Here is a 23,557-nt window from a genome sequence, read left to right as displayed (position 1 = left end):
TCACACCGTTCCGTTGAGAAGCGTGCCGAGCCGCTCGGGGGTGACGCGGCCGTGCAGTCGGCCGTTCACCTCCACCGACGGGCCGAGGGCGCAGTTGCCGAGGCAGAAGACCTGCTCGACGGTGACCGCGCCGTTCGCGGAGGTCTCCCCGACGGGCGTGCCGGCCTCCCGTGCGTAGGTGACCAGGCGCTCGGAGCCGAGGGCCTGGCAGGCCTCGGCTCGGCAGATGCGGACCGTGCCGCGGCCCGCGGGCTCGCGGCGGAAGTCGTGGTAGAAGGTCACCACTCCGTGGACGTCGGCGCGGGAGAGGTTGAACTCGTCGGCGAGGACGGGGACGGCCTCCTGCGGTACGCAGCCCAACTCGGCCTGGACGGCGTGGAGTACGGGCAACAGTGCGCCGCGCTCCTCGCGATGGGCGGCTGCCACTCTCCTGACCACGCTCTCGACCGAAACGTCCGTCCCGCTGGTCGTCATGATCGCTTCGCCTCCGTCATGCGGGTCCCCGGCGAAAGTTGCAGGAGACTGGACAGTACCCCATACAGACTTCTGTATACAGAAGCCGAACGTAAAGAGCCCGGACCGGATCCGCGCCCCAACACCCTTGGATCTATTGGTTGTTCACGACGCGGCCAGAGTGACCTGCGGATCACCGGCGGCCCGCGACTCCATGAGCCACGGCAGCACCGTGCGCAGCAGGATGTCGAGGCCACCGCCGTCCTCACCGAGCAGCGCCTCGGCCGGCACGAACGTCGGGTCGGCGAGCACCGTGGAGGTGGCACTGCCGGGCGGGCCCGAGCGGCCGGGGCGCGCGGGGACGAACAGATCGGGGGCGTGCGCGGGAACCGCCCACAGGCTCAACCCCTCCCGCTCCGTGGCCGGTTGGGACGACCACAGGTACATGTCGGCCTCGCCCGCGGCGACGACCTGGCGCTTGCGGGCACGCAGCGCCACCACCCCGCCGCCCTGTTCGGCGGTGCCACGCGGCGCGAGAAGCGGGGTGCCGCCGAGGCCCGGGGCGCCGGGATCCTGCCCCGCCTCCCCGTCGGCGAGCGCGAGACTGCAGAGATGGCGGCCCGCGGCGATCTCGCCGCGCAGCCAGGGATCGCCGTACTCCTCGACGACGGCCACGGCCGCGTAGTGGGCCTGGAGCACGGCTCCGGTCGCCGGGCAGATGCGGGCGGCGCTTTCGACGACGTCGGCCGCCTCGGTCAACCCCCTTCCCCCACCGCCCAGTTCGGCGGCGACGGTGAGGCCCAGGAGTCCGGCGCGTCCGAGCTCCGTCACGGCGGAGCGCGGGAACACGCCTTGCGCCCGCGTCAATTCGGCGCGGGGCGCGACGACGTCGGACAGAACGTGTGTGAGTGCGGTGCGGTACGACACGGGGTGACCCCCTCGTAGCGATGTCTGGTCGCTGCCATACGGCGGGCGTTGATTGCATACAGTATTTCGGATGCACAGGACAACGCCAGGGGTACGGCGGACCCTTTTGGATTTCCTCGCCCCGCACGCGGGCGACGACAACCGCCCCATGCCTGCTGCGCGCTAAGTACGTGTAATGCGCAACCCAAAACTCGCGCAGCCCCCTGGACATCACCCACCGCACGAGAGTAACCATCCTCATACAGTATTCGTCGACTGTATGCAATCTCCCCGGCCGGGATGGCACCGCTGGCACCGCACATGAAGCAACCCGCAGCTCTGTGAGGGACGGCCCGAGATGACTTTGAACCGCAGCACGGAGAACGGGGTACCGGAGCGATCCGGAGCGACCCCCCGCACGTACCGCGAAGTGACCGACGCGCGCGGCCGCGTCTACCGCATCGGAGAGACCGACCGCGACATCCTCGGTCACTCCCGCCGCCTGATGGTGTACCTGCCCTGGGTGGCGATGATGGCCATCAGCGTCTTCGAGTACGCGTACGGCTCGGCGGAGGACACGCTGTCCCACGCGCACGGCTGGACGCAGTCCAACACCTTCTGGATCCTCAGCGTCTGGATCTTCTTCCAGGCAGGCGTCTCGTTCCCCGCCGGATGGATGCGGGAGAAAGGCATCCTGACGGCCCGTCGGGCCATGTTCGTCGGCTCGGGGATGTGTCTGATCGGGTTCCTCGCCCTGTCGCACGTCAGCGAGGTGCTGCTCGCCATCATCGGCTTCGGCGTGGTCGGCGGCATCGGCTCCGGGCTCATCTACTCGACCTGCGTCAACATGGTCGGCAAGTGGTTCCCGGAGCGGAAGGGCGGCAAGACCGGCTTCGTCAACGGCGGCTTCGCGTACGGGTCGCTGCCCTTCATCTTCATCTTCAACTACGCCTTCGACACCGGGAACTACCACCGCGTCCTGGACCTGATCGGCGTCTACGTCATGGTCGTCGTGTTCGCCTGCGCGTTCTTCTTCAAGGACCCGCCGAAGAACTGGTGGCCCGGCCACATCGACCCGCTCACCCACGGCGGCACCGGGAAGAGCGCCGCGAGCCTGAGCAAGAACCCGCCGGCGGTCCGGCAGTACACGCCGATGGAGGCCATCAGGACCGGCATGCTGCCGCTGATGTGGATCGCCCTCGTCATCACCGCCGGAGTCTCCATCTTCGGCATCTCCTTCCAGGTCGACTACGCGAAGGAGATCGGGTTCGGGCCGCTCGTCGCGGCCTCGTCGATGGGTGTCATGGCGGTCATCAACGGCGTCGGGCGCGGCGTCGTCGGCTGGGCGTCCGACGCCTGGGGGCGCAAGCCGACGCTGGTGATGGTCATCCTCGTCCTGGGGCTCGCGCAGTTCGGGGTGATCTGGGCCGGTGACGTGAAGAGCGAGGCGCTGTTCCTGTTCTTCGCGTTCCTCTCCGGGTTCGGCGGCGGCGCGTTCTATCCGCTGTTCGCGGCGCTCACGCCGGACTACTTCGGCGAGAACTACAACGCCTCCAACTACGGCCTGGTGTACAGCGGCAAGCTGATCAGCGGTCTGTTCGGCGGCGGGCTCGGCTCCATGGTGGTCGGCGCGTGGGGCTACGACGGCGCGTACGCCCTGGCCGGGGGTACGTCCCTGATCGCGGCGCTGATCACTCTGCTGCTGCGCCAGCCAGGACGGCCGACGCCGGGCCGCGGCGGAGCTCCCGTGGCACAGCCCCGAACGGCCTCCTGAACACGACGGTTCGACCGCGCGGCCCACGCGGATGACACGGGCCGCGCGAGCCGCGCAGGAGGCATGCAGGAGATGGCTCTCCCCGACGCCCACCGGGGAGAGCCATCTCCTGCATGCCTCCTGCGTTCCGTGCCCTCCTCCGCGCCCGCCCGGCGACCTCAGCGCTCGCGCTCGTGGTACGACCTGCGCGTGTGTTCCGTGTGGGCGTGCATCACCGACGCGGCCCGCTCCGCGTCGCCGGCGGCCAGTGCCGCGATCAACTCCCGGTGTTCCAGCCAGGATCGCTTTCCGCGCTGGCGTGCCACGGGTGTGTAGTACCAGCGGACCCGGCGGTCCACCTGAGCCGAGAGATCGATCAGGACGCTGTTGCCGGCCAACTCCCTGATCATGCCGTGCAGTCGGGCGTTGAGCACGACCACACCCTCCGGGCCGTCGACGTCGTCGACGGCGACGGCGCGCTCGCCCGCCGCGCACAGTTCCTCGAGCACGGCGACGGCCTGGGCGTCCACGCGGGCCGCGGCGAGCCGGACCGCCTCGGCCTCCAACAGTGAGCGGACACCGAGGAGTTGATCGGCCTCCTGCTCGGTCGGCTCGTGCACGAAGGCGCCCTGCGCGGGTCGCAGATCGACCCAGCCCTCGGTGTTCAGCCGCTGGAGCGCCTCGCGTACGGGCTGCCGTGAGACGCCGAGCTCTCCGGCGAGTTCGGTCTCGACGAGGTGCGCGCCGGGTGGCAGCGTGCGCGTGACGATGAGTTCGAGGAGCGTGTCGTAGACCCGCTGACGCAACGGCCCGGGCCGATCCAGCTTGGGCACGGCACTCCGCGACAGTCCCGCGGTCGGCAACATCCCAGCCCCCTTTCCGAGTTGGGCACCCTACGCGACGGTGTACCCGGCAAGAGCCCAACTGCTGCGACATCTCTTGCCGCCACCTGACCCATCCTGTACACAGTATCCCGTCGACACGTTTCGGCCTTGTCCGAAAGACATCGATCATGAAATCCCCAGAAGCGTGTACGCAGGCGGCCGGTGGGCCGCCCCGCGGCACGGCGACGGGGTCCGGCGGCGGGGAGCGCCCCCTGCGCCGCGCGGACCCCGTCGCAGCCGCTGTCAGACCTCCGGTGTCGTCGTGTAGGCCGGGAAGTTGCCGGGGAGGCGTTCTCCGGCCGGGCCCTGGGTGACCGCGCGGACGAGCAGCTCGCCGCCGACGAAGGCGCCCCGCCAGGAGGCGCCGAATCCGCCGAACAGCTCCTCGCGGTCACCGCGTGAACGCGGCTTGCCCTGGCCGACCTTGAACGCCCTGATCTGCGGGGCCAGCCGCCCGAAGGTCGCCTCGTCGTCCGTCGACAGCGTCGCCACCAGCGCACCGTTGGAGGCGTTCATCGCCGCGAGCAGCTCCGCCTCCGTGTCCACCAGCACGATCGTGTCCACCGGGCCGAACGGCTCCGCGTGGTGCAGCGGCGACGACGCCGGCGGCCCGAGCAGCGTGACCGGATGGACGTACGCGCTCGTGTCCTGCCCCGGAAGGAAGCGATCGGGGTCGGGCGCGGAGCGGTGCAGCGGTACGGCTCCGCGGTCGATGGCCTCGTTCACCTGGTCGGTGAGTTCCTTCGCCTTCGCCGCGTTGATCAGAGGCCCGAAGTCCAGCTGCGGATAAGGGTCTTCGGGATGTTCCACGGCGAGCGGGTGGCCGATCCGCAGCTGTCGGACGGCCGGGAGGTAGGCGTCGAGGAACGCGTCGAAGGCGTCCCGCTGCACGACGAACCGCGGGTAGGCGGTGCAGCGCTGCTTGCCGTAGTCGAACAGCTTGGGGATCACCGCGGTCAGCTTGTCCCAGTCGCTGAAGTTCCAGATCCCCCAGGTGTTCAGGCCCTCCTGCTCCAGGATGTGCCGCTTGCCCAGGTCGGCGACCGCCGTGGCCACCGCCGCACCGGTGTCCCGACCGCCCACGAACGACACGCACCCGATCTCCGGCGCCCGCACCAGCGCCTGCGAGAGCTCTCCCCCGCTGCCGCTGACCAGCGTGAACGGCAGTCCTTCACGGACGGCCAGCGCGCACGCCAGCGTCAGACACGCGACACCTCCGTCCGTCGGCGCCTTGGCGATCACCGCGTTGCCGGCAAGGGCCTGCACCAGCATCGCGTGCACCAGCACGCTCATCGGATAGTTCCAGCTCGCGACGTTCGACACCGGGCCGTCCAAGGGCGTCCGCTCGCCGAGCATCTCGTCGGCGTGATCCACGTACCAGCGGACACCGTCGATCGCCCGGTCCACATCCGCCGTCGCCAGCCGCCACGGCTTGCCGATCTCCCACACCAGCAACAGCGCCAGCAGGTCGCGGTGCTGGGTGAGGGCGTCCAGGGTGGCGGCGACGCGGGCGCGGCGTTCGGGCAGGGCGATGTGGCGCCAGGCGCGGTGCTGGTCCAGTGCGGCGCGTACGGCCCGGTGGGCGGTGTCCGCGTCGAGCCGCGGCGGGCCCGCGATCGGGCTGCCGTCGACGGGGCTGGTGGCCGGCAGCGCGCGGCCGTCGGCGTGCCAGACGCCGTTCCAGAGGTTGAGGACGCGGTCCTCCTGGAACGCCTCGGGCGCGACGGCGAGGCACCGCCGCCAGGCGTCGTCCCAGGACGTTCCGGCTTTGAGGGTGGTGGCCATTGTTCTCTCCGCTCTCGGTGCACATTCGGGGGCGGTCAGTTGCATGGCTTGGTCGGCTGGTGAGCTTCCCTTGAGGGTTCGCTTGCGGGTTTCGCTCGTGGACGGGAGGTGCCCCAGGGACACCTCCCGTATGCGAACTCCCTCATAAATATGTGGCGTTGACGGCTATGAAAAGCGTCACTGTTCGGCCGCGAGCCGGTCCAGGACGAGGCGCGCGGTCTCCGTGGGTGTCGAGCCGACGCGTACGCCGACGGCCTCCAGGGCCTCCTTCTTCGCCTGCGCCGTGCCGGACGAACCGGAGACGATGGCGCCCGCGTGCCCCATGGTCTTGCCTTCGGGCGCGGTGAACCCGGCGATGTACGCGACCACGGGCTTGGTGACGCTGTCGCGGATGTAGGCGGCCGCGCGCTCCTCGGCGTCGCCGCCGATCTCCCCGATCAGGACGATGAGTTCGGTCTCGGGGTCGCTCTCGAACGCGGCCAGGCAGTCGATGTGCGTAGTGCCGATGACGGGGTCGCCACCGATACCGACGCACGAGGTGAAGCCGATGTCCCGCAGCTCGTACATGAGTTGGTAGGTGAGCGTGCCCGACTTGGAGACGAGTCCGATCCGGCCCTGCTTGGTGATGTCGGCCGGAATGATGCCCGCGTTGGACTGCCCGGGCGAGATCAGCCCGGGGCAGTTGGGGCCGACGATCCGGGTGCCCTTCTGTTTCGCGTACGCGGTGAAGGCGACGGAGTCGTGGACCGGGATGCCCTCGGTGATGACGACGGCGAGCGGGATGCCCGCGTCGGCGGCCTCGACGACGGCCGCCTTCGCGAAGGCGGGCGGCACGAAGACGACGGTGACATCGGCGCCGGTGGCCCGCATGCCCTCGGCGACGCTGCCGAAGACGGGGACCGCGCGGTCGTCGAAGTCGACCTGGGTGCCGGCCTTGCGGGGATTGACCCCGCCGACCACGTTCGTTCCCGCGGCGATCATGCGGCGGGTGTGCTTGGTGCCCTCGGCCCCGGTCATGCCCTGGACGAGGACCTTGCTCTCCTCGGTGAGATAGATGGCCATGTCCGGGCTCCTCAGGCGGTCGCGGTGGCGAGGTCGGCGGCGCGGCGCGCGGCACCGTCCATGGTGGTGGCCTGCTGGATCAGCGGGTGGGCGCACGTGTCGAGGATGGCGCGCCCGCGCTCGGCGTTGTTGCCGTCGAGGCGGACCACGAGCGGCCTGGTCAACTCCACGCTGTCCAGGGCCCTGACGATGCCGTCGGCCACCGCGTCGCAGGCGGTGATCCCGCCGAACACATTGACGAAGACGGACTTGACGGCCGGGTCGGAGAGGATGACGTTCAGCCCGTCGGCCATGGTCTCGGCGGACGCGCCGCCGCCGATGTCGAGGAAGTTGGCGGGCCGGGCGCCGCATCCCGCGACGACGTCGAGGGTCGACATGACGAGCCCCGCGCCGTTGCCGATGATGCCGACCTCGCCGTCGAGCTTGACGTAGTTGAGGCCCTTGGCGGCCGCCTCCGCCTCCAGCGGGTCGTCGTGCGCGACATCGGCCGCCCCCCAACGTGCCTGCCGGAAGCGGGCGTTGTCGTCGAGGGTGACCTTGCCGTCGAGCGCGAGGATCTGCCCCTGCCCGGTGCGCACGAGCGGGTTCACCTCGACGAGGACGGCGTCCTCCCGGGTCAGTACCTCCCACAGACGTACGAGGACGTCGACGGTCTGCGACGGCAGGCCGGCCGCCTCGGCGATCTGCGCGGCCTTGGCGGTGGTGACGCCCTTGGCCGGGTCGATGGGGACACGGGCCACGGCCTCGGGCCGGGTGGCGGCGATCTCCTCGATCTCCATCCCGCCCTCGGCGGAGGCGATGGCGAGAAAGGTGCCGGCCGCGCGGTCGAGGACGTAGGAGACGTAGAACTCGCTCTCGATGTCGACGGGTTGGGCCAGCATCACCGTGCGGACGGTGTGGCCCTTGATGTCCATGCCCAGGATCTGGCGGGCCGTGAGCTCGGCGGCGGCCGGGTCGGCGGCGAGCTTGACGCCGCCGGCCTTCCCGCGGCCTCCGGTTTTCACCTGCGCCTTGACGACGACCTTGCCGCCGAGCCTGCGCGCGATCTCCCTGGCTTCCTTCGCCGAGGCTGTGACCTCGGCCTGCGGCACCAAAATGCCGTGTTCCGCGAAGAGTTCCCTTGCCTGGTGTTCGTACAGGTCCATTCTCGGCTCCTGAAATAAGTGCCGCACGCCCCCTGGACATCACCATCGGATGCGGGATACCAAGTTCATACAGTATTCGAGCACTGTATGCAATGTACGAGCGACAGGCCATGCACCGGGGCCGCGGTCCTCCGCGCCCCTGTCCCGGCGCGGCACGCAACTCCCAGGACGCGCAAGCGATCCACGCCGTGCACGCCGGGTCGGCACCACCGCTGGTCGACGACGGAACCACGAACCGCAACCCGTACAAGTAGTGAGGTGAGTCGGCAGTGACCAAAGCTCTTGAAGGTGTGCGCGTCCTCGACATGACGCATGTGCAGTCGGGTCCGTCCGCCACGCAGTTGCTGGCGTGGCTGGGCGCGGACGTGATCAAGCTGGAGGCGCCGTCAGGGGACATCACACGCAAGCAACTGCGTGACCTCCCCGACGCCGACTCCCTCTACTTCACGATGCTCAACTGCAACAAGCGCAGCATCACCCTCAACACCAAGACCGACCGCGGCAAGGAGCTCCTCACCCAGCTCATCCGCACCTCCGACGTCCTGGTCGAGAACTTCGGCCCCGGCGCGGTCGACCGCATGGGCTTCACCTGGGACCGCATCCAGGAGATCAACCCGCGCATCGTCTACGCCTCGATCAAGGGCTTCGGCGACGGCCCCTACACCAACTTCAAGGCCTACGAAGTCGTGGCCCAGGCCATGGGCGGATCCATGTCCACCACCGGCTTCGAGGACGGACCACCGCTGGCCACCGGCGCCCAGATCGGCGACTCCGGGACCGGCATCCACACCGTCGCCGGCATCCTCGCCGCACTCTTCCAGCGCGAGAACACCGGCCGCGGGCAGCGCGTCAACGTCGCCATGCAGCACGCCGTCCTCAACCTCTGCCGCGTGAAGCTCCGCGACCAGCAGCGCCTCACCCACGGCCCCCTCAACGAGTACCCCAACGAAGACTTCGGCACGGAGGTCCCGCGCTCCGGCAACGCCTCCGGCGGCGGCCAGCCCGGCTGGGCCGTCCAGTGCGCGCCCGGCGGGCCCAACGACTACGTCTACGTCATCGTCCAGCCCGTCGGCTGGCAGCCGCTCAGCGAACTCATCGGACGCCCCGAGCTCGCCGAGGACCCCGAGTGGGCGACCCCGGAGGCGCGACTGCCCAAGCTCAACAAGATGTTCCAGCTCATCGAGGAATGGTCCTCGACGCTGCCCAAGTGGGACGTCCTGGAGAAGCTCAACGCCCACAACATCCCGTGCGGCCCCATCCTCTCCACCAAGGAGATCATCGAGGACCCCTCCCTCATCGCCAACGAGATGGTCGTCGACGTGCCGCATCCCCAGCGCGGCACCTTCAAGACCGTCGGCTCCCCCCTCAAGCTCTCCGACTCCCCCGTCGACATCACCAGCTCACCCCTCCTCGGCGAACACAACGAAGAGGTCTTCATCGGTGAACTGGGCCTTGGCGACGAGGAGTTGCGCCTCCTGAAGTCGAACGGAGTGATCTGATTGATGGCACAAGACCGGACCGCGACGGTACGGGCGCTGCTCGATGCCGTACGGGCGGAGGGCCGCACCGCGCTCACCGCACCCGAGGGCAAGGTGATCGCCGACGCGTACGGGATCGCCGTGCCCGGCGAGGAACTCGCACCCGACGCCGACGCGGCCGTGGCGGCCGCGGCACGCTTCGGAAAGCCCGTCGTACTGAAGATCGTCTCCCCGGACATCCTGCACAAGACGGATGCCGGCGGCGTCATCGTCGGTGTGCGGGGGGACGCCGACGTGCGCGCCGGATTCGACAAGATCATCGAGAACGCCCGCGCCTACGCGCCCGACGCCCGCATCGAGGGCGTACAGGTGCAGGAGCTGCTGCCCACCGGGGCGGAGTCCCAGGAGGTCATCGTCGGAGCGGTCACCGATCCGACGTTCGGCAAGGTGGTCGCCTTCGGGCTCGGCGGGGTGCTGGTGGAGGTCCTCAAGGACGTCACCTTCCGGCTCGCGCCGCTGGACGCCGACGAGGCCCTGGGCATGCTCGACTCCATCAAGGCGGCCGAGATCCTGCGCGGGGTGCGGGGCGCCCGCGGGGTCGACCGGGAGGCGCTCGCCGAGCAGATCCGTCGCGTGTCCCAACTGGTCGCGGACTTCCCGGAGATCGCGGAGATCGACCTCAACCCGGTCATCGCGACCCCCGAGGGCGCCGTCGCCGCCGACATCCGCGTGATCCTCGCCGAGGGCGAGCAGAAGCAGCGCCGCACCTACACCCGGGAGCAGATCCTCGCCACCATGAACCGGCTGATGCAGCCGCGCTCGGTGGCGGTGATCGGCGCCTCCAACGAGCAGGGCAAGATCGGCAACTCGGTCATGCGCAACCTGATCGACGGCGGCTTCTCCGGAGAGATCCACCCGGTGAACCCCAAGGCCGACGACATTCTGGGCCGCAAGGCGTACAAGAGCGTCACCGATGTGCCCGGCGAGGTGGACGTGGCGGTCTTCGCCATTCCCGCCAAGTTCGTCGCCTCGGCCCTGGAGGAGGTCGGCCGCAAGGGCATACCCAACGCGGTGCTGATCCCCTCCGGCTTCGCGGAGACCGGGGAGCACGAGCTCCAGGAGGAGATCGTCGGCATCGGCGAGCGGTACGGTGTGCGGCTGCTCGGGCCGAACATCTACGGCTACTACTCGACGTGGCAGGACCTGTGCGCCACGTTCTGCACGCCGTACGACGTGAAGGGCGGCGTGGCGCTGACCTCGCAGTCCGGCGGCATCGGGATGGCGATCCTCGGCTTCGCCCGGACCACCAAGACAGGTGTGTCGGCCATCGTCGGACTCGGCAACAAGTCCGACCTGGACGAGGACGACCTGCTGACCTGGTTCGGCGAGGACCCCAACACCCAGTGCATCGCCATGCACCTGGAGGACCTCAAGGACGGGCGGGCCTTCGTGGAGGCCGCGCGCGCGACGGTGCCGAAGAAGCCCGTCGTCGTCCTCAAGGCGGGACGGACCGCCGCCGGCGCGAAGGCCGCCGGCTCGCACACGGGCGCCCTCGCGGGCGACGACGCCGTGTACGACGACATCCTCAAGCAGGCCGGTGTCATCCGGGCCCCGGGCCTGAACGACATGCTGGAGTACGCGCGGGCGCTGCCCGTGCTGCCGACGCCGCAGGGCGACAACGTCGTGATCATCACCGGTGCGGGCGGCTCGGGTGTGCTGCTCTCGGACGCGGTGACGGACAACGGGCTTCGGCTGATGGAGATCCCGGCCGACCTGGACGCCGCCTTCCGGAAGTTCATCCCGCCCTTCGGGGCCGCGGGCAACCCCGTCGACATCACGGGCGGCGAGCCCCCGTCGACGTACGAGGCGACGATCCGGCTCGGCCTGGAGGACCCGCGCATTCATTCGCTCGTGCTCGGCTACTGGCACACCATCGTCACCCCTCCCATGGTCTTTGCGGAGGTAACGGCCCGCGTCGTGCAGGAGTTCCGCGAGCGCGGGATCGAGAAGCCGGTGGTCGCGTCGCTCGCCGGGGACGTCGAGGTCGAGGAGGCGTGCCAGTACCTGTTCGAGCGCGGGGTGGTCGCGTACCCGTACACGACCGAGAAGCCGGTGGCCGTGCTCGGCGCGAAGTACCGGTGGGCGCGGGCCGCGGGGCTGATGGGGGGCGGTCGATGAGGTGACCCGGTAGCGGTTCCGGCCGGCGGTGCGCGCCGGCCGGGCCAGGACCCATGCGCACGCGAAAGCAATTTGGACAGGGGGCGCTGCCCAGATCTTTCGACGCAAGGGGTACGACAGTCATGACCACCACGGATCTTCCGAGTTCAGTCCCCTACCGGGAACTGACCGACAAGAACGGACGCGTCTATCGCGTCGGTGAGTCCGACATCGACATCATGGGCCGCAAGCGGAAGTGGATGGTCATCCTTCCGTGGGTCGGCATGATGGGCATCAGCTCGGCGGAGTACGCGTTCGCGTCCGCCGAGGACGCACTGCACGACGCACATCACTGGTCCTCGGGAAGCATCTACTGGATGCTGACCACCTGGGTCTTCTTCCAGGCGGCAGTGGCCTTCCCGGCCGGACGACTGCGGGAGAGCGGCAAGCTGCCGGCCCGGCAGGCGATGGTCATCGGAGCGTTCGGAACGCTCTGCGGTTACCTCTCGCTGGCCTTCGCCCCGCATCCTGTGCTCGCCTTCATCGGCTTCGGCATGTTCAGCGGTATGGGCGCGGGCATGGTGTACGCCACCTGCGTCAACATGGTCGGCAAGTGGTATCCGGAGCGCAAGGGCGGCAAGACCGGCTTCGTCAACGGCGGTTTCGCCTACGGGTCCGTGCCCTTCGTCTTCCTGTTCACGACCGTGATGGACGTGTCCAACTACGCGGTCATCCTGGTCTCGGTCGGCGTCTTCCTGGCCGGCATGGTGGCTGTCGCCGGGTACTTCTTCAAGGACCCGCCGAAGAACTGGTGGCCCGCGGAGGTCGACCCGCTCAACCCGCCGGACGACCCGCGCGCGCGTCGCGCAATGGAGAAGAACCCGCCGGCGGTGCACCAGTACAGCCCCATGGAGGCCTGGCGGACCGGCCGGGTGGCGCTGATGTGGTTCTGTCTCGCCTGCACCTCGGGCGTGAACATCTTCGGCATCTCGTTCCAGGTGGACATCGGTGAGCACGCGGGATTCGCCGGCGGCATCGTGGCCACCGCCATGTCCCTCAAGGCGGTCGTCAACGGCACCGGGCGCGGCGTGATCGGCTGGCTCTCCGATCTCTACGGCCGCAAACAGTGCCTGCTCGCCGTCTGTGTCATTCTCGGCCTGGCCCAGTTCGGCATCCTCTGGTCCGCCGAGCAGAAGATCCTTTCCCTGTTCCTGATCTTCTCCGCGATCTCCGGTTTCGGCGGCGGTGCCATCTTCCCGATGTTCGCGGCGATGACCGCGGACTACTTCGGCGAGAACAACAACGCGACCAACTACGGGATGGTCTACAGCTCGAAGCTGGTCTCCGGGCTCGGCGCGGGAATGGGTTCCTTCGTCGTCGGCGCCTGGGGGCTGGACGGCGCCTTCATCCTGGCCGGCTGCATCTCGTTCTTCGCGGGCATCGTCGCTCTCTTCCTGTCCCCTCCGGGCAGGCCCAAGTCCCGTGGCATTCAACCCAACCCGCAACCGCTCGGTGAGGAGATGGCTTGATATGACGGCGGAGCCCATCGCCGCAGGAAGTTCGACACCGTCCACCGGCACCACGTACCGAGAAATCACCGACGAGAACGGCCGGGTCTATCGCATCGGCGAGACCGACCGCGACATCCTCGGCCATTCCCGTAAGTTCATGGTGTACCTGCCATGGGTCGCGATGATGGCCATCAGCGTCTCCGAGTACGCGTACGGCTCGGCGGAGGACACCCTGTCCGCCGCCCATGGCTGGACGCAGTCGAACACCTTCTGGATCCTGAGCGTCTGGGTGTTCTTCCAGGCAGGTATCGCGTTCCCGGCCGGCTGGCTGCGGGAGAAGAACATTCTCCCCGCCAAGCGAGCGGTCATGCTCGGCGCGTTCATGTGCATGATCGGCTTCCTCGCCCTCTCGCACATGCACAATGTATGGCTGGCCATCCTGGGATTCGGCGTCATCGGCGGATTGGGCTCAGGCCTCGTCTATTCGACGTGCATCAACATGGTCGGCAAGTGGTTCCCGGAACGTAAGGGCGGAAAGACCGGGTTCGTCAACGGTGGTTTCGCCTACGGGTCGCTGCCCTTCATCTTCATCTTCAACTACGCCTTCGACACGGGCAATTACCACCGGGTGCTCGACATGATCGGCGCGTACGTGCTGGTGGTCGTGCTGGTCTGCGCGTTCTTCTTCAAGGACCCGCCGAAGAACTGGTGGCCGCACGACGTCGACCCGCTCGACAAGACCGGTTCCAGCAAGCGTGCGAGGTCGCTCGCCAAGAATCCGCCGGCGGTACGCCAGTTCACGCCGATGGAGGCCGTCAGGACCGGAATGCTGCCGATCATGTGGGTGAGCCTGGTCCTCACGGCCGGTGTGTCGATCTTCGGGATCTCGTTCCAGGTGGACTTCGCCAAGGAAGTCGGCTTCGGTCCCCTGGTCGCCGCGTCGTCGATGGGTGTCATGACGGTCATCAACGGCGTCGGGCGTGCCGTCGTCGGCTGGCTCTCGGACATCTGGGGCCGCAAGTCGAGCCTGGTGTTCGTGATCGTCGTGCTGGGTCTCGCGCAGTTCGGCGTGATCTGGGCCGGGAACATCAAGAGCGAATGGCTGTTCCTGGTCTTCGCGTTCCTGTCGGGCTTCGGCGGTGGCGCGTTCTACCCGATGTTCGCGGCCCTGACCCCGGACTACTTCGGGGAGAACTACAACGCCACCAACTACGGCCTCGTGTACAGCGGAAAGCTGATCAGCGGTCTGTTCGGCGGCGGGCTCGGCTCGATGGTGGTCGCCGCCTGGGGCTACAACGGGGCGTACGCGCTGGCCGGTGCTATATCGATCGTCGCTGCCGCGTTCGCGCTGCTCCTGCGGCAGCCGGGGCGCAAGGAGGCGGAGAAGGTGACGGCCACCGCCTGAACCACCTGCTGCGCGTCCACACATCAGAGGGCCCGGCCGTTTCGGCCGGGCCCTCTGATCGCGTCATGCGTATGGCGGGACGGTCACTTCTTGCGCAGCGCCGCCAGGTTGTCGTAGCCGATCCTCGCGTACTTCAGGGACTGGCCGAGGTCCGTGTCACTGGGCGCGTTGTCCTGCTCGACCATGGGGTTGTGGTAGTTCTTCGCGCCGACCCGGCCGAAGAACCTGGTGTAGTCGATGACGCCCTCACCGAACGGGACCATGTCGTAGCCCTGGCCGCTGGTGTCGTTGCGGGTGCCGTCCTTGGCGTGGAACAGCGGGTAGCGCTTGTTGTGGGCGCTGACCAGGCCGGCCGGGTCGAAGACCTTCTCCCGCTGGGAGCCGTCGTGCGCGGTGTACGTGTGGAACTTGTACTGGGCCACGTGCGCCCAGAAGATGTCCATCTCCAGCCACACCGTCCTCGGGTCGGTGACCTTGAGGAAGTACTCGAGCTTGCGGATGCCGGAGCTGCGCGTCGGGCGTCCCTGCGCGTCCAGCGGGCCGCCGTCGAGGAGGAAGCCGTACGCCGCGTCGTGGTTGTGGGTGTAGAGCTTGATCCCGGCGCGGTGGGCGATCTCGCCCAGGGCGTTCCACTTGTCGGCGGCGACGTCCCAGTCCGCCTTGTACGAGCTGTTGGTGGGGTCGCCACCGGTGCCCATGTGGTCCATGCCGAGGATGTTGGCAATCTCCAGGTGCTTCTTGAACGTGTCGAGGTCGGCCTGGCTGAGCGGCCACGACGACGGGATGAAGCCGTGGTTGCCCTGGGCGCGCAGACCGTACGCGTCGAGCCACGAGCGCAGCAGTTTGGCGCCCTGCGCCGATTCGAGGTTGGCGCCGCCCGGGGCGTTCGCGTGCTGGCCGTAGCCCGCGAACTCGACCTGCCGGTAGCCGTACCGGGCCAGCTCCTTGAACACCTCGCGGAAGCCGGAGGGCAGGTCGGTGGAGAGCGGGTCACGGCCGGTCGCGTCGCGGACGGTGTAGAGGATGATGCCGCGCTTGTCGGCCGGCACGAGGTCGTGGCCCCGGCCGTGGCCGCCGTCCCCGTGCGACGGCTGGGCGAAGGCGGGTGCGGCGCCGAGGACGGGTGCGGCGACCGCGCCCGCGGCGACAGCGGTGCAGGTGCTGAGGAAGCGGCGACGGTTGATGCCGAGGCGCTGTCTGAGGGCGTCGTCGGTGGCGGGGGTGTCGTGGAAGTCGGTCACGGGTGCCTCTCTCCGGTTCTCGTGCGGGGTTCGTCGGGGTGTCGCCCGGTGTTCTCCGGCGTGCGGGTCGGACGCCACTGGCGTGTTGTCGGTGGCGTGCGCTTCACTCTCTGTAACTGCTTCTCTGTGGGCGGGACTTGGGGTGGCGTGTGCCTCAGCCCAGCCCTGCCAGCTTGAGGAGCAGGGATTTCACGGCGGTCGCGGCGACGCGATCGGGGAACGCGTGGGGGGTGGAGCTGATGAGGACGGGTCCGTCGTCACTGTCGGTGTCTGAGGGAAGGCGGCCGTGGCTGCCGCGAATAGGTGAGGGGTCGAGCGGTACGACGGCCATGCGGTAGCGCAGGCCGAGCTTCTTGCGGGCGAGCGCGCTCGCGGCCTTGACCTTGACGTAGGGGTCGCGAGGGTCCATGAACAGTTCGACCGGGTCGTAGCCGGGTTTGCGGTGGATCTCGACGAGCTGCGCGAAGTCGGGCGCACGGTCGTCGTCGAGCCAGTAGTAGTACGTGAACCAGGCGTCCGGTTCCGCGACGGCGACGAGTTCGCCGGAGCGCGGGTGGTCGAGGTGGTGGGCCTTCTTGCCCTCGTCGTCGAGGAGTTGCTCGATGCCGGGCAGGTCGGCGAGGGCCGCACGGGTGACGTCGAGGTCCTCAGGGCGGCGCACGTAGATGTGGGCGATCTGGTGGTCGGCGACGGCGAAGGCGCGCGAGGCCATCGGGTCGAGGTACTCCATGCCGTCCTGGGTGTGCACTTCGAGCAGGCCGGCGCGGCGCAGTGCCCGGTTGATGTCGACGGCCCGCTCGACGCGGGTGATGCCGTACTCGGACAGGGCGACGACGGTGCGGCCCTCGGCCTTGGCGTCGTCGAGCAGAGGGGCGAGGGCCGCGTCGAGTTCGGCGGCGGCCCGCAGGGAGCGCGGGTCGTCCGGGCCGAAGCGTTGCAGGTCGTAGTCGAGGTGCGGGAGGTAGCACAGGGTCAGGTCGGGGTGCCGGGTGGAGATGACGTGGCGGGTGGCGTCGATGATCCACTGGCTGGAGACGAGGTCGGCGCCGGGGCCCCAGAAGTGGAAGAGGGGGAACGTGCCGAACTTCTCGGTGAGTTCGTCGTGCAGGGCCGGCGGCCGGGTGTAGCAGTCGGGTTCCTTGCGGCCGTCGGCGTAGTAGACCGGACGGGGGGTGATGGTGATGTCGGTGTCGGCGCCCATGGCGTACCACCAGCAGATGTTGGCGACCGTGTAGCCGGGGTGGGCGCGGCGGGCGGCGTCCCAGAGTTTGTCGCCGGCGACCAGGCCGTTGTGCTGGCGCCACAGCAGGACGTCGCCGAGTTCGCGGAAGTACCAGCCGTTGCCGACGATGCCGTGTTCGGAGGGCATGGTGCCGGTGAGGAACGTGGACTGGGCGGCACAGGTGACGGCGGGCAGCACGGTGCCGAGGGACGCTCGGGTACCGGACTGGCCGAGTGACTTGAGGTGCGGCATGTGGTCGAGGAGGCGGGGGGTGAGACCGACGACGTCCAGGACGAGGAGGGGTGTCGGCTTCGGGGGCGTGTCCGTCATGGCAGTTCCTTCAGGCCGAGGTCCGTCAACAGGTCGCGGGCGAGCGTGAGTTCGGCGGCGATGCCGTCGGCCAGCTGAGCGCGGGCGCGGGGTCGCAGCTGCGGCGGCAGGGCCTGCCAGGTGTAGGTCTCGACCTCCAGGTGGCGGGTGCGCGGGTGCGGGCCGCCGACGAGTCGGGTCAGCGTGTCCTTGAGGACGCCGAGGGTGGAGGTGAGCGGGGCGGCGGGGGCCGCGTGCAGGGGGACGTGGAAGTGGGCGCGCCAGGCGGTGGCGTCCGGCAGGGCGGCACCGTTCAGGGCGGGGCCGAGGTCGTCGGTGCCGCGCAGGCCGTCGCCGGTGACGGTGCGGGTCTGGTGAAGGAAGCGGGGTTCGTCGAAGGCGGCAAGTGCCCTGCGTACGGCGGGAGTTCGGGGGTTATCGGCATGCAGGGCGGCGGAGAGCTGCGATTTGACGACGGGGATGTGCGCGGCGGCCAGGCCGTCGAGTGCGGTCCGCGGGTCTTCGAAGGAGGTGGCGAGGTGGCAGGTGTCGAGGCAGAGGCCGATCCGGTCGGGCCGGTCGACGGCGGTGAGCGGGGCGATGGCGTCGGCGGTGGTCTCGACGACGCAGCCGGGTTCGGGTTCGAGGCCGATCCGGATCGACTTCCCTGTCAGCTCTTCGAGGGCGTCGAGGCGTTCGGCGAGGGTGACGAGCGCCGTGCGGGCGGTCTCGGCGCGCTCCGTGTCGTACGCCGTGCGCCAGGCGAGCGGGAGCGTGGAGATGGTGCCCTCGGTGACGTCCGCGGGGAGCAGCGCGGCGAGCAGGCGGGCCAGGTCGCCGGTGTGGGAGAGGCGTTCCGGGTCGGCCCAGTCGGGCTGGTAGACGCGGTACTTGACCTCTTCGGCGCCGAAGCCTTCATAGGGGAAGCCGTTGAGGGTGACGACTTCGAGGCCGCGCCGTTCGAGTTCGGTGCGCAGTCCGCGCAGGGCGGCCGGGTCGGTGGTCAGGGAGCGGGCGGCGTCCTTGGCGAGCCACAGGCCGATGCCCAGGCGATCACGGCCGAGTCGTTTGCGGACGGGTTCGCAGTGGTCGCGGAGCTGTGCGAGGACGCCGTCGAGGGTCTCGGCGGGGTGCACGTTCGTGCAGTAGGCGAGGTGGACGGTGGATCCGTCGGGGTGGCGGAAGCGCATGGGTCACGCCCCGCCGCGCAGGATGGAGTTGCCCTCGTGGGTCGCGGCATCCGTCGGTGGCGCGTCGAGTTGGAGGCGGCCGCTGAGCGAGTAGAAGGCCACGGGGTTGCGCCACAGGACCAGGTCGACGTCATCGTCGTCGAAGCCGGCCTTCAGCATCGCCTCGGCGACCTTGCGGGTCTTGAGGGGGTCGCTCTTTCCCCAGTCGGCCGCGGAGTTGACCAGGACCTTCTCGGTTCCGAAGGTGCGCAGGATCTCGACCATCCGGTCCTCGTCCATCTTGGTGTCGGGATAGACGGAGAAGCCGAGCCAGCTGCCGGCGTCCTTGGCCTCCTTGACCGTGGTCTCGTTCAGGTGGTCGATCAGGACCCGGTCGACGGGCAGGGCGGATTCCCGGACGACGTCGAGGGTGCGGCGCAGGCCCGCGAGCTTGTCGCGGTGCGGGGTGTGCACCAGCGCGGGGAGGTCGTGGTCGGCGGCGAGTTGGAGCTGGGTGGCGAGGGCGGTGTCCTCGGCCGGGGTCATCGAGTCGTAGCCGATCTCGCCGACGGCGACGACGTTGTCCTTGACGAGGTAGCGCGGCAGGGCGTCGAGGACCGGGGTGCAGCGGGGGTCGTTGGCCTCTTTGGGGTTGAGGGCGATGGTGCAGTGATGGGTGATGCCGTACTGGGCGGCGCGGAAGGGCTCCCAGCCGAGCAGGGCGTCGAAGTAGTCGAAGAAGGAGGCGGGCGAGGTACGGGGCTGGCCCAGCCAGAAGGCGGGCTCCACCAGGGCACGGACTCCGGCCGCGTGCATGGCCTCGTAGTCGTCGGTGGTGCGGGACGTCATGTGGATGTGGGGGTCGAAGATGCGCATCAGGACTCCTTCGCCGTGGGGGACGCGGGGGACGTCAGGGCCAGGACGCGGTGCAGGTCGTCGGGGACGGGCCGGCCGGCGGAGGTCCGCTCCGCCGCGAAGTCGCCGAGCATGCGGGCGAGTTCGCTGTCGCCGTGGGCGCGCTCCGGCAGTTCGGCGACGGCCGCGACGGGGACGCCGGTGAACAGGCACTTCAGGACGGCGTGCCGCCACTGGTGGGCGGGCAGGTGTGCCGCGGCGTACAGGCCGACGGCCGCGGCGACGAGCCGGGTGTCGTTCGTCCGCAGCGCGTCCTCGATCAGCGGCAGTCCCTCGGGGCCGGGGACGAGGGCGGGCAGGGCGTGCAGGACAGCGCGGCGTTCGGCGGCCGAACCCTGGGCGTACAGGCGCGTGAGGGTGTCCGTGCCGGCGCGGGCGGTGTGCAGCAGGAGCACGCGGGTGGCGTCGGCGTGGTCGTGCCCGGTGCGGCGGCCGGCTTCGGCGAATCTCAACTCCCATACGGGCGGCTCGGTTTCCCGACCGTCACCGCTGTCGGCGGCTGCTTCGGCCAGCGCCTGGTCGAGCCAGGCACGGGCGCTTCCGGGGAGGGACGCGTCGAGCTCGGCGCGGAGGGCGTCCGAGGCGCTGCTCGGGCTGCTCGGGCTGCTCGGGCTGCTCGGCAAGGGTGTGGCTTCGGGGGGCGGAGAGGTCACCGACGCACCGGTGCCGTCCGGGGTGTTGGGACTCGTCGGCGCTTCTGGGTTGTCCGCGTGCTTCGGGCTTGTCATGAGGTGCCTCCTCCCGCGATCCGGCCGCTCGTCGTTGTCCGGAGCCCGCTCCTGGCCGGGTCGGCCGTCTTCGGGTGGAGGCCGGGCTCGTTCCGGTCGGCGGGTTCGGGGCTCGAACCCGTCGTCCCCGGTGGGCTGCTCGACGCCGCGCTGTCGGGGGCCTGCGCACGAGGTCCGGCGCCGGTCCCGGCACCCGGGTGGGTCTGCGCCTCCTCCCCCGACCAGGCCACGGTTGGCGCGCCCGCGCGTGCCGCTGCACGGAGGAACCGGAGCGATTCGGCGGCGAGTTGAGGGCCGGCGTGGGAGTGGCGGGGCAGTTCGACGACGGTCAGGCCCTGATAGCCGGTGGCGGACAGGGCGTCGAGGACAGGGGGAAAGTCGATCTCGCCGTCGCCGAACGGCAGGTGCTCATGGACGCCGCGACGCATGTCCTCGATCTGGACATGGCGCAGCCAGGGGGCCGCCGCCCTGATGCAGTCGGCGGGCGACTCGGGCTCCAGGCACTGGCAGTGGCCTATGTCCAGGGTGAGGCCGAGAGCCTCGGGGCTGCCGAGGGTGCGGCGCAGGTGGTGGAAGTCGGCGAGTGTGGCGAGGAGATGGCCGGGTTCCGGCTCTATGGCGAGCGGGACGCCCGCGCCGGTGGCCGCGTCCAGCACGGGGCCCAGTTCATGCGCCAGGCGCTGCCACGCGATGTCCGGGTGGGTGCCGGCCGGGGTGATGCCGCTGAAGCAGTGCACCGCGTGCGCTCCGAGATCGGCGGCGACCTGGACCGCGCGGACGAGTAGTCGGACACGGGCCGCGCGGGCGTCCGGATCGGGGTCGAGGAGGGAGGGGCCGTGTTTGCGGCGCGGGTCGAGGACATAGCGGGCGCCGGTCTCGACGGTGGCGGTGAGGCGGTGCCGGTGCAGGGTGCGGGCGACCTGGCGGGTACGGGTCGCGAGGTCCGGGGCCTGCGGGTCGAGGTGCATGTGGTCGAGGGTGAGGCCGACGCCGTCGTAGCCGAGGTCGGAGAGGAGAGCGAGGGCGTCGTCGAGGCGAAGGTCGGTGAGGCCGTTGGTGCCGTAGCCCCAGCGCGGGGCGGGGCGCGTCAGACGGGGGGTCATGTGACACTCACCCGCTTCGCGAAGCGACGGGCGAGCGGGGCGAGCGCCGCGGTGACGAGGGCTGTTCGGGGAGCTCCGGCCCGGGCGGCCAGTGCCGCCTGGAGGGGGATCATCGCGCGGATCCCGGCGCCCACGGCGCTTTGGGTGAGGGGTGGGGAGGGGTTGAGCGTGGCGTGGAGAAGGGGGCGGGCCGTGGTGACGGCGTATGCGGTGGGACCCGGTAGGCCGAGGGGGGCTGCGGCGCCTCGGCCCACCGGGGGTCTGAGGAGAGCGGTGGTCAGGGCTGCTGTGGTGGCCAGCGCCGCCGCCGGCGCCAGAACGTTCCCACCCGTCGTCTCGTGGCGGGACACCGTGGTGACGGCGACGGTGTGGGTGGCGAGGACCAGAGCGGCGGTCGCGGCGGCGCGCAGGGGCCGCGGAGCGTCGGCGCCGCGACCACCGGTCAAGGGCGGCGCGGCCGCGGAAGTCGAGCGGCGGGGCCGGGACGGCGTGGCAGGTTGTCCGGTCGCGCCGACAGGGCTCGACGCCGCTCGTCCTGCCGAGGCCGACGCCGCAGGTGCGGGCGCACGTCCACTCGCGCGGTGCGACTTCACGGAGTCGTGGTGGGCGGCGCCTGCGCCGAGGAGGACGTCGAGGCCGCGGGCCGCGCCCATGGCGGCCGGACCCGCCGGGGTGTGCTTCAGGCCCAGGTCGTATGCCCACACCGTCGCCGCGAGGGCGGTGCCCAGCAGGCCGGGGGTGCGGCCCGCGCGGAAGGCCAGGGTCACGCCGGCCGCGGTGAAGGCTCCGGCCGCGGCCAGGGCCGCGGCGGGGCGGATGCGGCCCGACGGGATGGGGCGATGGGGGCGGTCGACGGCGTCCTCGGCACGGTCCGCCCAGTCGTTGAGGGCCATGCCCGCCTCGTACAGGCAGAGCGAGGAGCCGATGGCGAGGAAGGTGCCGCGGCCAGGGGGTGTGCCGACCGCCGCCGCTCCCGCCAGGGCGTCGCCGGGGACGGTGAACAGGGCCGGCAGGCGCAGGAGTTCGGCCCAGGCGCGCAGGGCTGAGCTGCTCATACTGCGCCTCGCAGGCGGGCCGCGAAGTCCACCAGTGTGGCGTACTGCTCGCCCAGGGCCGCGGACGACCCGGGGTCCGGGTCCTTGAAGTAGAAGGCCAGCTCCGGTCGCGGGCCGGTCAGTCCGACGGCCCGGGCGCGCAGCAGCAGCCGGGCCAGGTCCAGGACCAGGGGTGCGGCGAGTGCGGAGTCGCAGCCCTGCCAGGTGGTCTGGAGGACCATGCGGGCGCCGAGGAAGCCGTCGAACGCGATGTGGTCCCAGGCGGTCTTCCAGTCACCGAGGGCGGGGACGTCGTCGATGTGGACCTCGCCCTGCGGGGTGGTGCCGAGGGTGTCGGTGAGGACGCGTTCCTTGCCGGCGTTCTTGGCGGCGGCCGCGGCCGGGTCGGCGAGGGCGGCGCCGTCGCCGCCGCCGAGGAGGTTGGTGCCGGACCAGGCGCGTACGGCGAGGGCGCGCTGCAGGAACATCGGGCCGAGCACGGAGCGCAGGAGGGTCTGCCCCGTCTTGCCGTCGCGGCCCGCGAAGGGGACACGGGCCGACGCGGCCGGCTCCGCGAGGGACGGATGGTGCAGGCCTGACGAGGGGGTGAAGTTGACGTAGGGGCAGTCGGCGCACAGAGCGGCCGCGGCGTAGAGGGAGCTGGGCGGCAGGGCGCCGTCGGTGGGGACGGGTTCGGTCGAGGCGACGTTCACGACGACCGCGCCGGCGAGGCCCTGGTCCCGTACGAAAGCGCGGATATCGGCGGCGAAGGTGTCGATCAGCTCGTCCTGCGAGCGGGTGTCGTCGCGGCCGGGCAGCGGGCCGCCGGGGCGGATCTCCCGGTCGGCGGCGGCCAGTTCGGCGTGGACCGCGGCGGGGAGGCCGTGCGGCAGGACACCGCCCGCGGCCAGTTGTTCGGCGCGTTTGGGCAGCGGACAGGAGGTGGTGTCGTGGCCGCCGAAGACGAGCGACGACAACGTTGGCAGACCGGAGTCGGTGAAGGGGGTGGTCTCGGTGACCATGCCGGTCGGCGGGTGCAGTCCCGCGGCGACGGCGGCGCAGCCCGCGACGGCGGTCGTGGCGACGGAGCCGCGGGCGCCGATGAGCCAGACACCGAAGCGGGGCGAGGTGGTGGGGAGGGACGGTTCGGCGGACATGGGCAGCCTCCTTGTCGAACACGAACCGGGGGTGAGCCTGGAATGAGCGGTGCCGGACGGGGTGGGGTGGGACGGCGGGCGGAGGTCCGGCGTCCTCCGCCCGCCGCCGTTCGATGGCCCGGGGGCCATGGCGGCGGATC

The 23,557-nt window shown here is 70.3% G+C and carries 20 protein-coding genes; 6 read left to right on the top strand and 14 right to left on the bottom strand.

The genetic code is table 11. From position 1 onward, the window contains the following. The gene (locus tag B072_RS0133495) at positions 1-474 is read right to left on the bottom strand and encodes an NAD(P)H-dependent oxidoreductase subunit E (RefSeq protein ID WP_026246561.1); all 474 of its coding nucleotides are present in this window, start codon (positions 472-474) and stop codon (positions 1-3) included. A 144-nt stretch (positions 475-618) separates the two neighbouring features. Beyond that, on the bottom strand, positions 619-1,380 hold the full coding sequence (locus tag B072_RS0133490; RefSeq protein WP_018534347.1) for an acyl-CoA dehydrogenase family protein: 762 nt from the start codon (positions 1,378-1,380) through the stop codon (positions 619-621). Positions 1,381-1,717: 337 nt separating this feature from the next. Between B072_RS0133490 and B072_RS0133485 the strand changes: the two genes are divergently transcribed. Next, positions 1,718-3,133, top strand: a complete 1,416-nt coding sequence (locus B072_RS0133485) for an OFA family MFS transporter (protein ID WP_018534346.1) — start codon at positions 1,718-1,720, stop codon at positions 3,131-3,133. A gap of 158 nt (positions 3,134-3,291) precedes the next feature. On the opposite strand, the gene B072_RS0133480 is transcribed toward B072_RS0133485, so the two are convergent. The 4 genes from B072_RS0133480 to sucC form a co-directional block, all read right to left on the bottom strand. Continuing rightward, complete coding sequence (locus B072_RS0133480) at positions 3,292-3,978, bottom strand: GntR family transcriptional regulator (RefSeq protein WP_018534345.1); 687 nt, start codon at positions 3,976-3,978, stop codon at positions 3,292-3,294. A gap of 261 nt (positions 3,979-4,239) precedes the next feature. After that, entirely contained in the window at positions 4,240-5,781 is a 1,542-nt protein-coding gene (locus tag B072_RS0133475) for an aldehyde dehydrogenase family protein (protein ID WP_018534344.1), read from the bottom strand. A 177-nt stretch (positions 5,782-5,958) separates the two neighbouring features. Then, on the bottom strand, positions 5,959-6,843 hold the full coding sequence (gene sucD, locus B072_RS0133470) for a succinate--CoA ligase subunit alpha (RefSeq protein ID WP_018534343.1): 885 nt from the start codon (positions 6,841-6,843) through the stop codon (positions 5,959-5,961). A gap of 11 nt (positions 6,844-6,854) precedes the next feature. Then, positions 6,855-7,988: an ADP-forming succinate--CoA ligase subunit beta gene (gene sucC, locus B072_RS0133465; RefSeq protein ID WP_018534342.1), complete on the bottom strand. Its 1,134-nt coding sequence runs from the start codon at positions 7,986-7,988 to the stop codon at positions 6,855-6,857. Positions 7,989-8,080: 92 nt separating this feature from the next. Here sucC and B072_RS48425 point away from each other — a divergent pair, with 92 nt between their 5' ends. The 5 genes from B072_RS48425 to B072_RS0133445 all read left to right on the top strand — a co-directional run bounded on the left by B072_RS48425 (position 8,081) and on the right by B072_RS0133445 (position 14,539). Beyond that, a complete protein-coding gene (locus B072_RS48425; RefSeq protein WP_018534341.1) occupies positions 8,081-8,242 on the top strand; it encodes a hypothetical protein in 162 nt (53 codons plus the stop codon). Between the two features lie 15 nt (positions 8,243-8,257). Continuing rightward, positions 8,258-9,487 carry a formyl-CoA transferase gene (gene frc, locus B072_RS0133460; protein WP_026246560.1) on the top strand — a complete coding sequence of 410 codons (1,230 nt, stop codon included), beginning with the start codon at positions 8,258-8,260 and terminating at the stop codon, positions 9,485-9,487. 3 nt (positions 9,488-9,490) lie between these two features. Next, positions 9,491-11,644: an acetate--CoA ligase family protein gene (locus tag B072_RS0133455; protein ID WP_018534339.1), complete on the top strand. Its 2,154-nt coding sequence runs from the start codon at positions 9,491-9,493 to the stop codon at positions 11,642-11,644. A 122-nt stretch (positions 11,645-11,766) separates the two neighbouring features. Beyond that, complete coding sequence (locus B072_RS0133450) at positions 11,767-13,152, top strand: OFA family MFS transporter (protein ID WP_018534338.1); 1,386 nt, start codon at positions 11,767-11,769, stop codon at positions 13,150-13,152. Between the two features lies 1 nt (position 13,153). Further along, complete coding sequence (locus tag B072_RS0133445) at positions 13,154-14,539, top strand: OFA family MFS transporter (RefSeq protein WP_018534337.1); 1,386 nt, start codon at positions 13,154-13,156, stop codon at positions 14,537-14,539. Between the two features lie 83 nt (positions 14,540-14,622). Here B072_RS0133445 and B072_RS0133440 read toward each other — a convergent pair whose 3' ends face one another. The 8 genes from B072_RS0133440 to B072_RS0133405 all read right to left on the bottom strand — a co-directional run bounded on the left by B072_RS0133440 (position 14,623) and on the right by B072_RS0133405 (position 23,417). Then, positions 14,623-15,780 (bottom strand): sugar phosphate isomerase/epimerase family protein, encoded by a 1,158-nt coding sequence (locus B072_RS0133440; RefSeq protein WP_018534336.1) that lies wholly within the window; start codon positions 15,778-15,780, stop codon positions 14,623-14,625. A gap of 154 nt (positions 15,781-15,934) precedes the next feature. Further along, positions 15,935-17,332, bottom strand: a complete 1,398-nt coding sequence (locus B072_RS0133435) for a nucleotide pyrophosphatase/phosphodiesterase family protein (RefSeq protein ID WP_018534335.1) — start codon at positions 17,330-17,332, stop codon at positions 15,935-15,937. After that, positions 17,329-18,501, bottom strand: a complete 1,173-nt coding sequence (eboE, locus tag B072_RS0133430) for a metabolite traffic protein EboE (RefSeq protein WP_018534334.1) — start codon at positions 18,499-18,501, stop codon at positions 17,329-17,331. Before eboE ends, B072_RS0133435 begins: the two co-directional genes overlap by 4 nt. Before the next feature lie 3 nt (positions 18,502-18,504). After that, positions 18,505-19,356 (bottom strand): TatD family hydrolase, encoded by an 852-nt coding sequence (locus tag B072_RS0133425; RefSeq protein ID WP_018534333.1) that lies wholly within the window; start codon positions 19,354-19,356, stop codon positions 18,505-18,507. Further along, positions 19,356-20,123: an EboA domain-containing protein gene (locus B072_RS0133420; protein WP_199791119.1), complete on the bottom strand. Its 768-nt coding sequence runs from the start codon at positions 20,121-20,123 to the stop codon at positions 19,356-19,358. The genes B072_RS0133425 and B072_RS0133420 overlap by 1 nt, the downstream gene beginning before the upstream one ends. Next, a complete protein-coding gene (locus B072_RS44720) occupies positions 20,120-21,226 on the bottom strand; it encodes a sugar phosphate isomerase/epimerase family protein (protein WP_018534331.1) in 1,107 nt (368 codons plus the stop codon). The genes B072_RS0133420 and B072_RS44720 overlap by 4 nt, the downstream gene beginning before the upstream one ends. Then, positions 21,223-22,281: an SCO3242 family prenyltransferase gene (locus B072_RS0133410; protein WP_018534330.1), complete on the bottom strand. Its 1,059-nt coding sequence runs from the start codon at positions 22,279-22,281 to the stop codon at positions 21,223-21,225. Before B072_RS0133410 ends, B072_RS44720 begins: the two co-directional genes overlap by 4 nt. Continuing rightward, positions 22,278-23,417 (bottom strand): inositol-3-phosphate synthase, encoded by a 1,140-nt coding sequence (locus B072_RS0133405; protein ID WP_018534329.1) that lies wholly within the window; start codon positions 23,415-23,417, stop codon positions 22,278-22,280. Before B072_RS0133405 ends, B072_RS0133410 begins: the two co-directional genes overlap by 4 nt. Positions 23,418-23,557: the final 140 nt, after the last annotated feature.

Origin of the sequence: Streptomyces sp. HmicA12, assembly GCF_000373565.1 — a bacterium.
Classification (GTDB): domain Bacteria; phylum Actinomycetota; class Actinomycetes; order Streptomycetales; family Streptomycetaceae; genus Streptomyces.
Note: the sequence above shows the minus strand (reverse complement) of the source record. Positions and strands in the feature narration are given on the sequence as shown.

Coding starts and splice junctions, on each gene's coding strand:
- B072_RS0133495 (WP_026246561.1), bottom strand. CDS start 474: ATGACGACCAGCGGGACGGACGTTTCGGTCGAGAGCGTGGTCAGGAGA.
- B072_RS0133485 (WP_018534346.1), top strand. CDS start 1,718: ATGACTTTGAACCGCAGCACGGAGAACGGGGTACCGGAGCGATCCGGA.
- B072_RS0133480 (WP_018534345.1), bottom strand. CDS start 3,978: ATGTTGCCGACCGCGGGACTGTCGCGGAGTGCCGTGCCCAAGCTGGAT.
- B072_RS0133475 (WP_018534344.1), bottom strand. CDS start 5,781: ATGGCCACCACCCTCAAAGCCGGAACGTCCTGGGACGACGCCTGGCGG.
- sucD (WP_018534343.1), bottom strand. CDS start 6,843: ATGGCCATCTATCTCACCGAGGAGAGCAAGGTCCTCGTCCAGGGCATG.
- sucC (WP_018534342.1), bottom strand. CDS start 7,988: ATGGACCTGTACGAACACCAGGCAAGGGAACTCTTCGCGGAACACGGC.
- B072_RS48425 (WP_018534341.1), top strand. CDS start 8,081: ATGTACGAGCGACAGGCCATGCACCGGGGCCGCGGTCCTCCGCGCCCC.
- B072_RS0133455 (WP_018534339.1), top strand. CDS start 9,491: ATGGCACAAGACCGGACCGCGACGGTACGGGCGCTGCTCGATGCCGTA.
- B072_RS0133450 (WP_018534338.1), top strand. CDS start 11,767: ATGACCACCACGGATCTTCCGAGTTCAGTCCCCTACCGGGAACTGACC.
- B072_RS0133445 (WP_018534337.1), top strand. CDS start 13,154: ATGACGGCGGAGCCCATCGCCGCAGGAAGTTCGACACCGTCCACCGGC.
- B072_RS0133435 (WP_018534335.1), bottom strand. CDS start 17,332: ATGACGGACACGCCCCCGAAGCCGACACCCCTCCTCGTCCTGGACGTC.
- eboE (WP_018534334.1), bottom strand. CDS start 18,501: ATGCGCTTCCGCCACCCCGACGGATCCACCGTCCACCTCGCCTACTGC.
- B072_RS0133425 (WP_018534333.1), bottom strand. CDS start 19,356: ATGCGCATCTTCGACCCCCACATCCACATGACGTCCCGCACCACCGAC.
- B072_RS0133420 (WP_199791119.1), bottom strand. CDS start 20,123: ATGACAAGCCCGAAGCACGCGGACAACCCAGAAGCGCCGACGAGTCCC.
- B072_RS44720 (WP_018534331.1), bottom strand. CDS start 21,226: ATGACCCCCCGTCTGACGCGCCCCGCCCCGCGCTGGGGCTACGGCACC.
- B072_RS0133410 (WP_018534330.1), bottom strand. CDS start 22,281: ATGAGCAGCTCAGCCCTGCGCGCCTGGGCCGAACTCCTGCGCCTGCCG.
- B072_RS0133405 (WP_018534329.1), bottom strand. CDS start 23,417: ATGTCCGCCGAACCGTCCCTCCCCACCACCTCGCCCCGCTTCGGTGTC.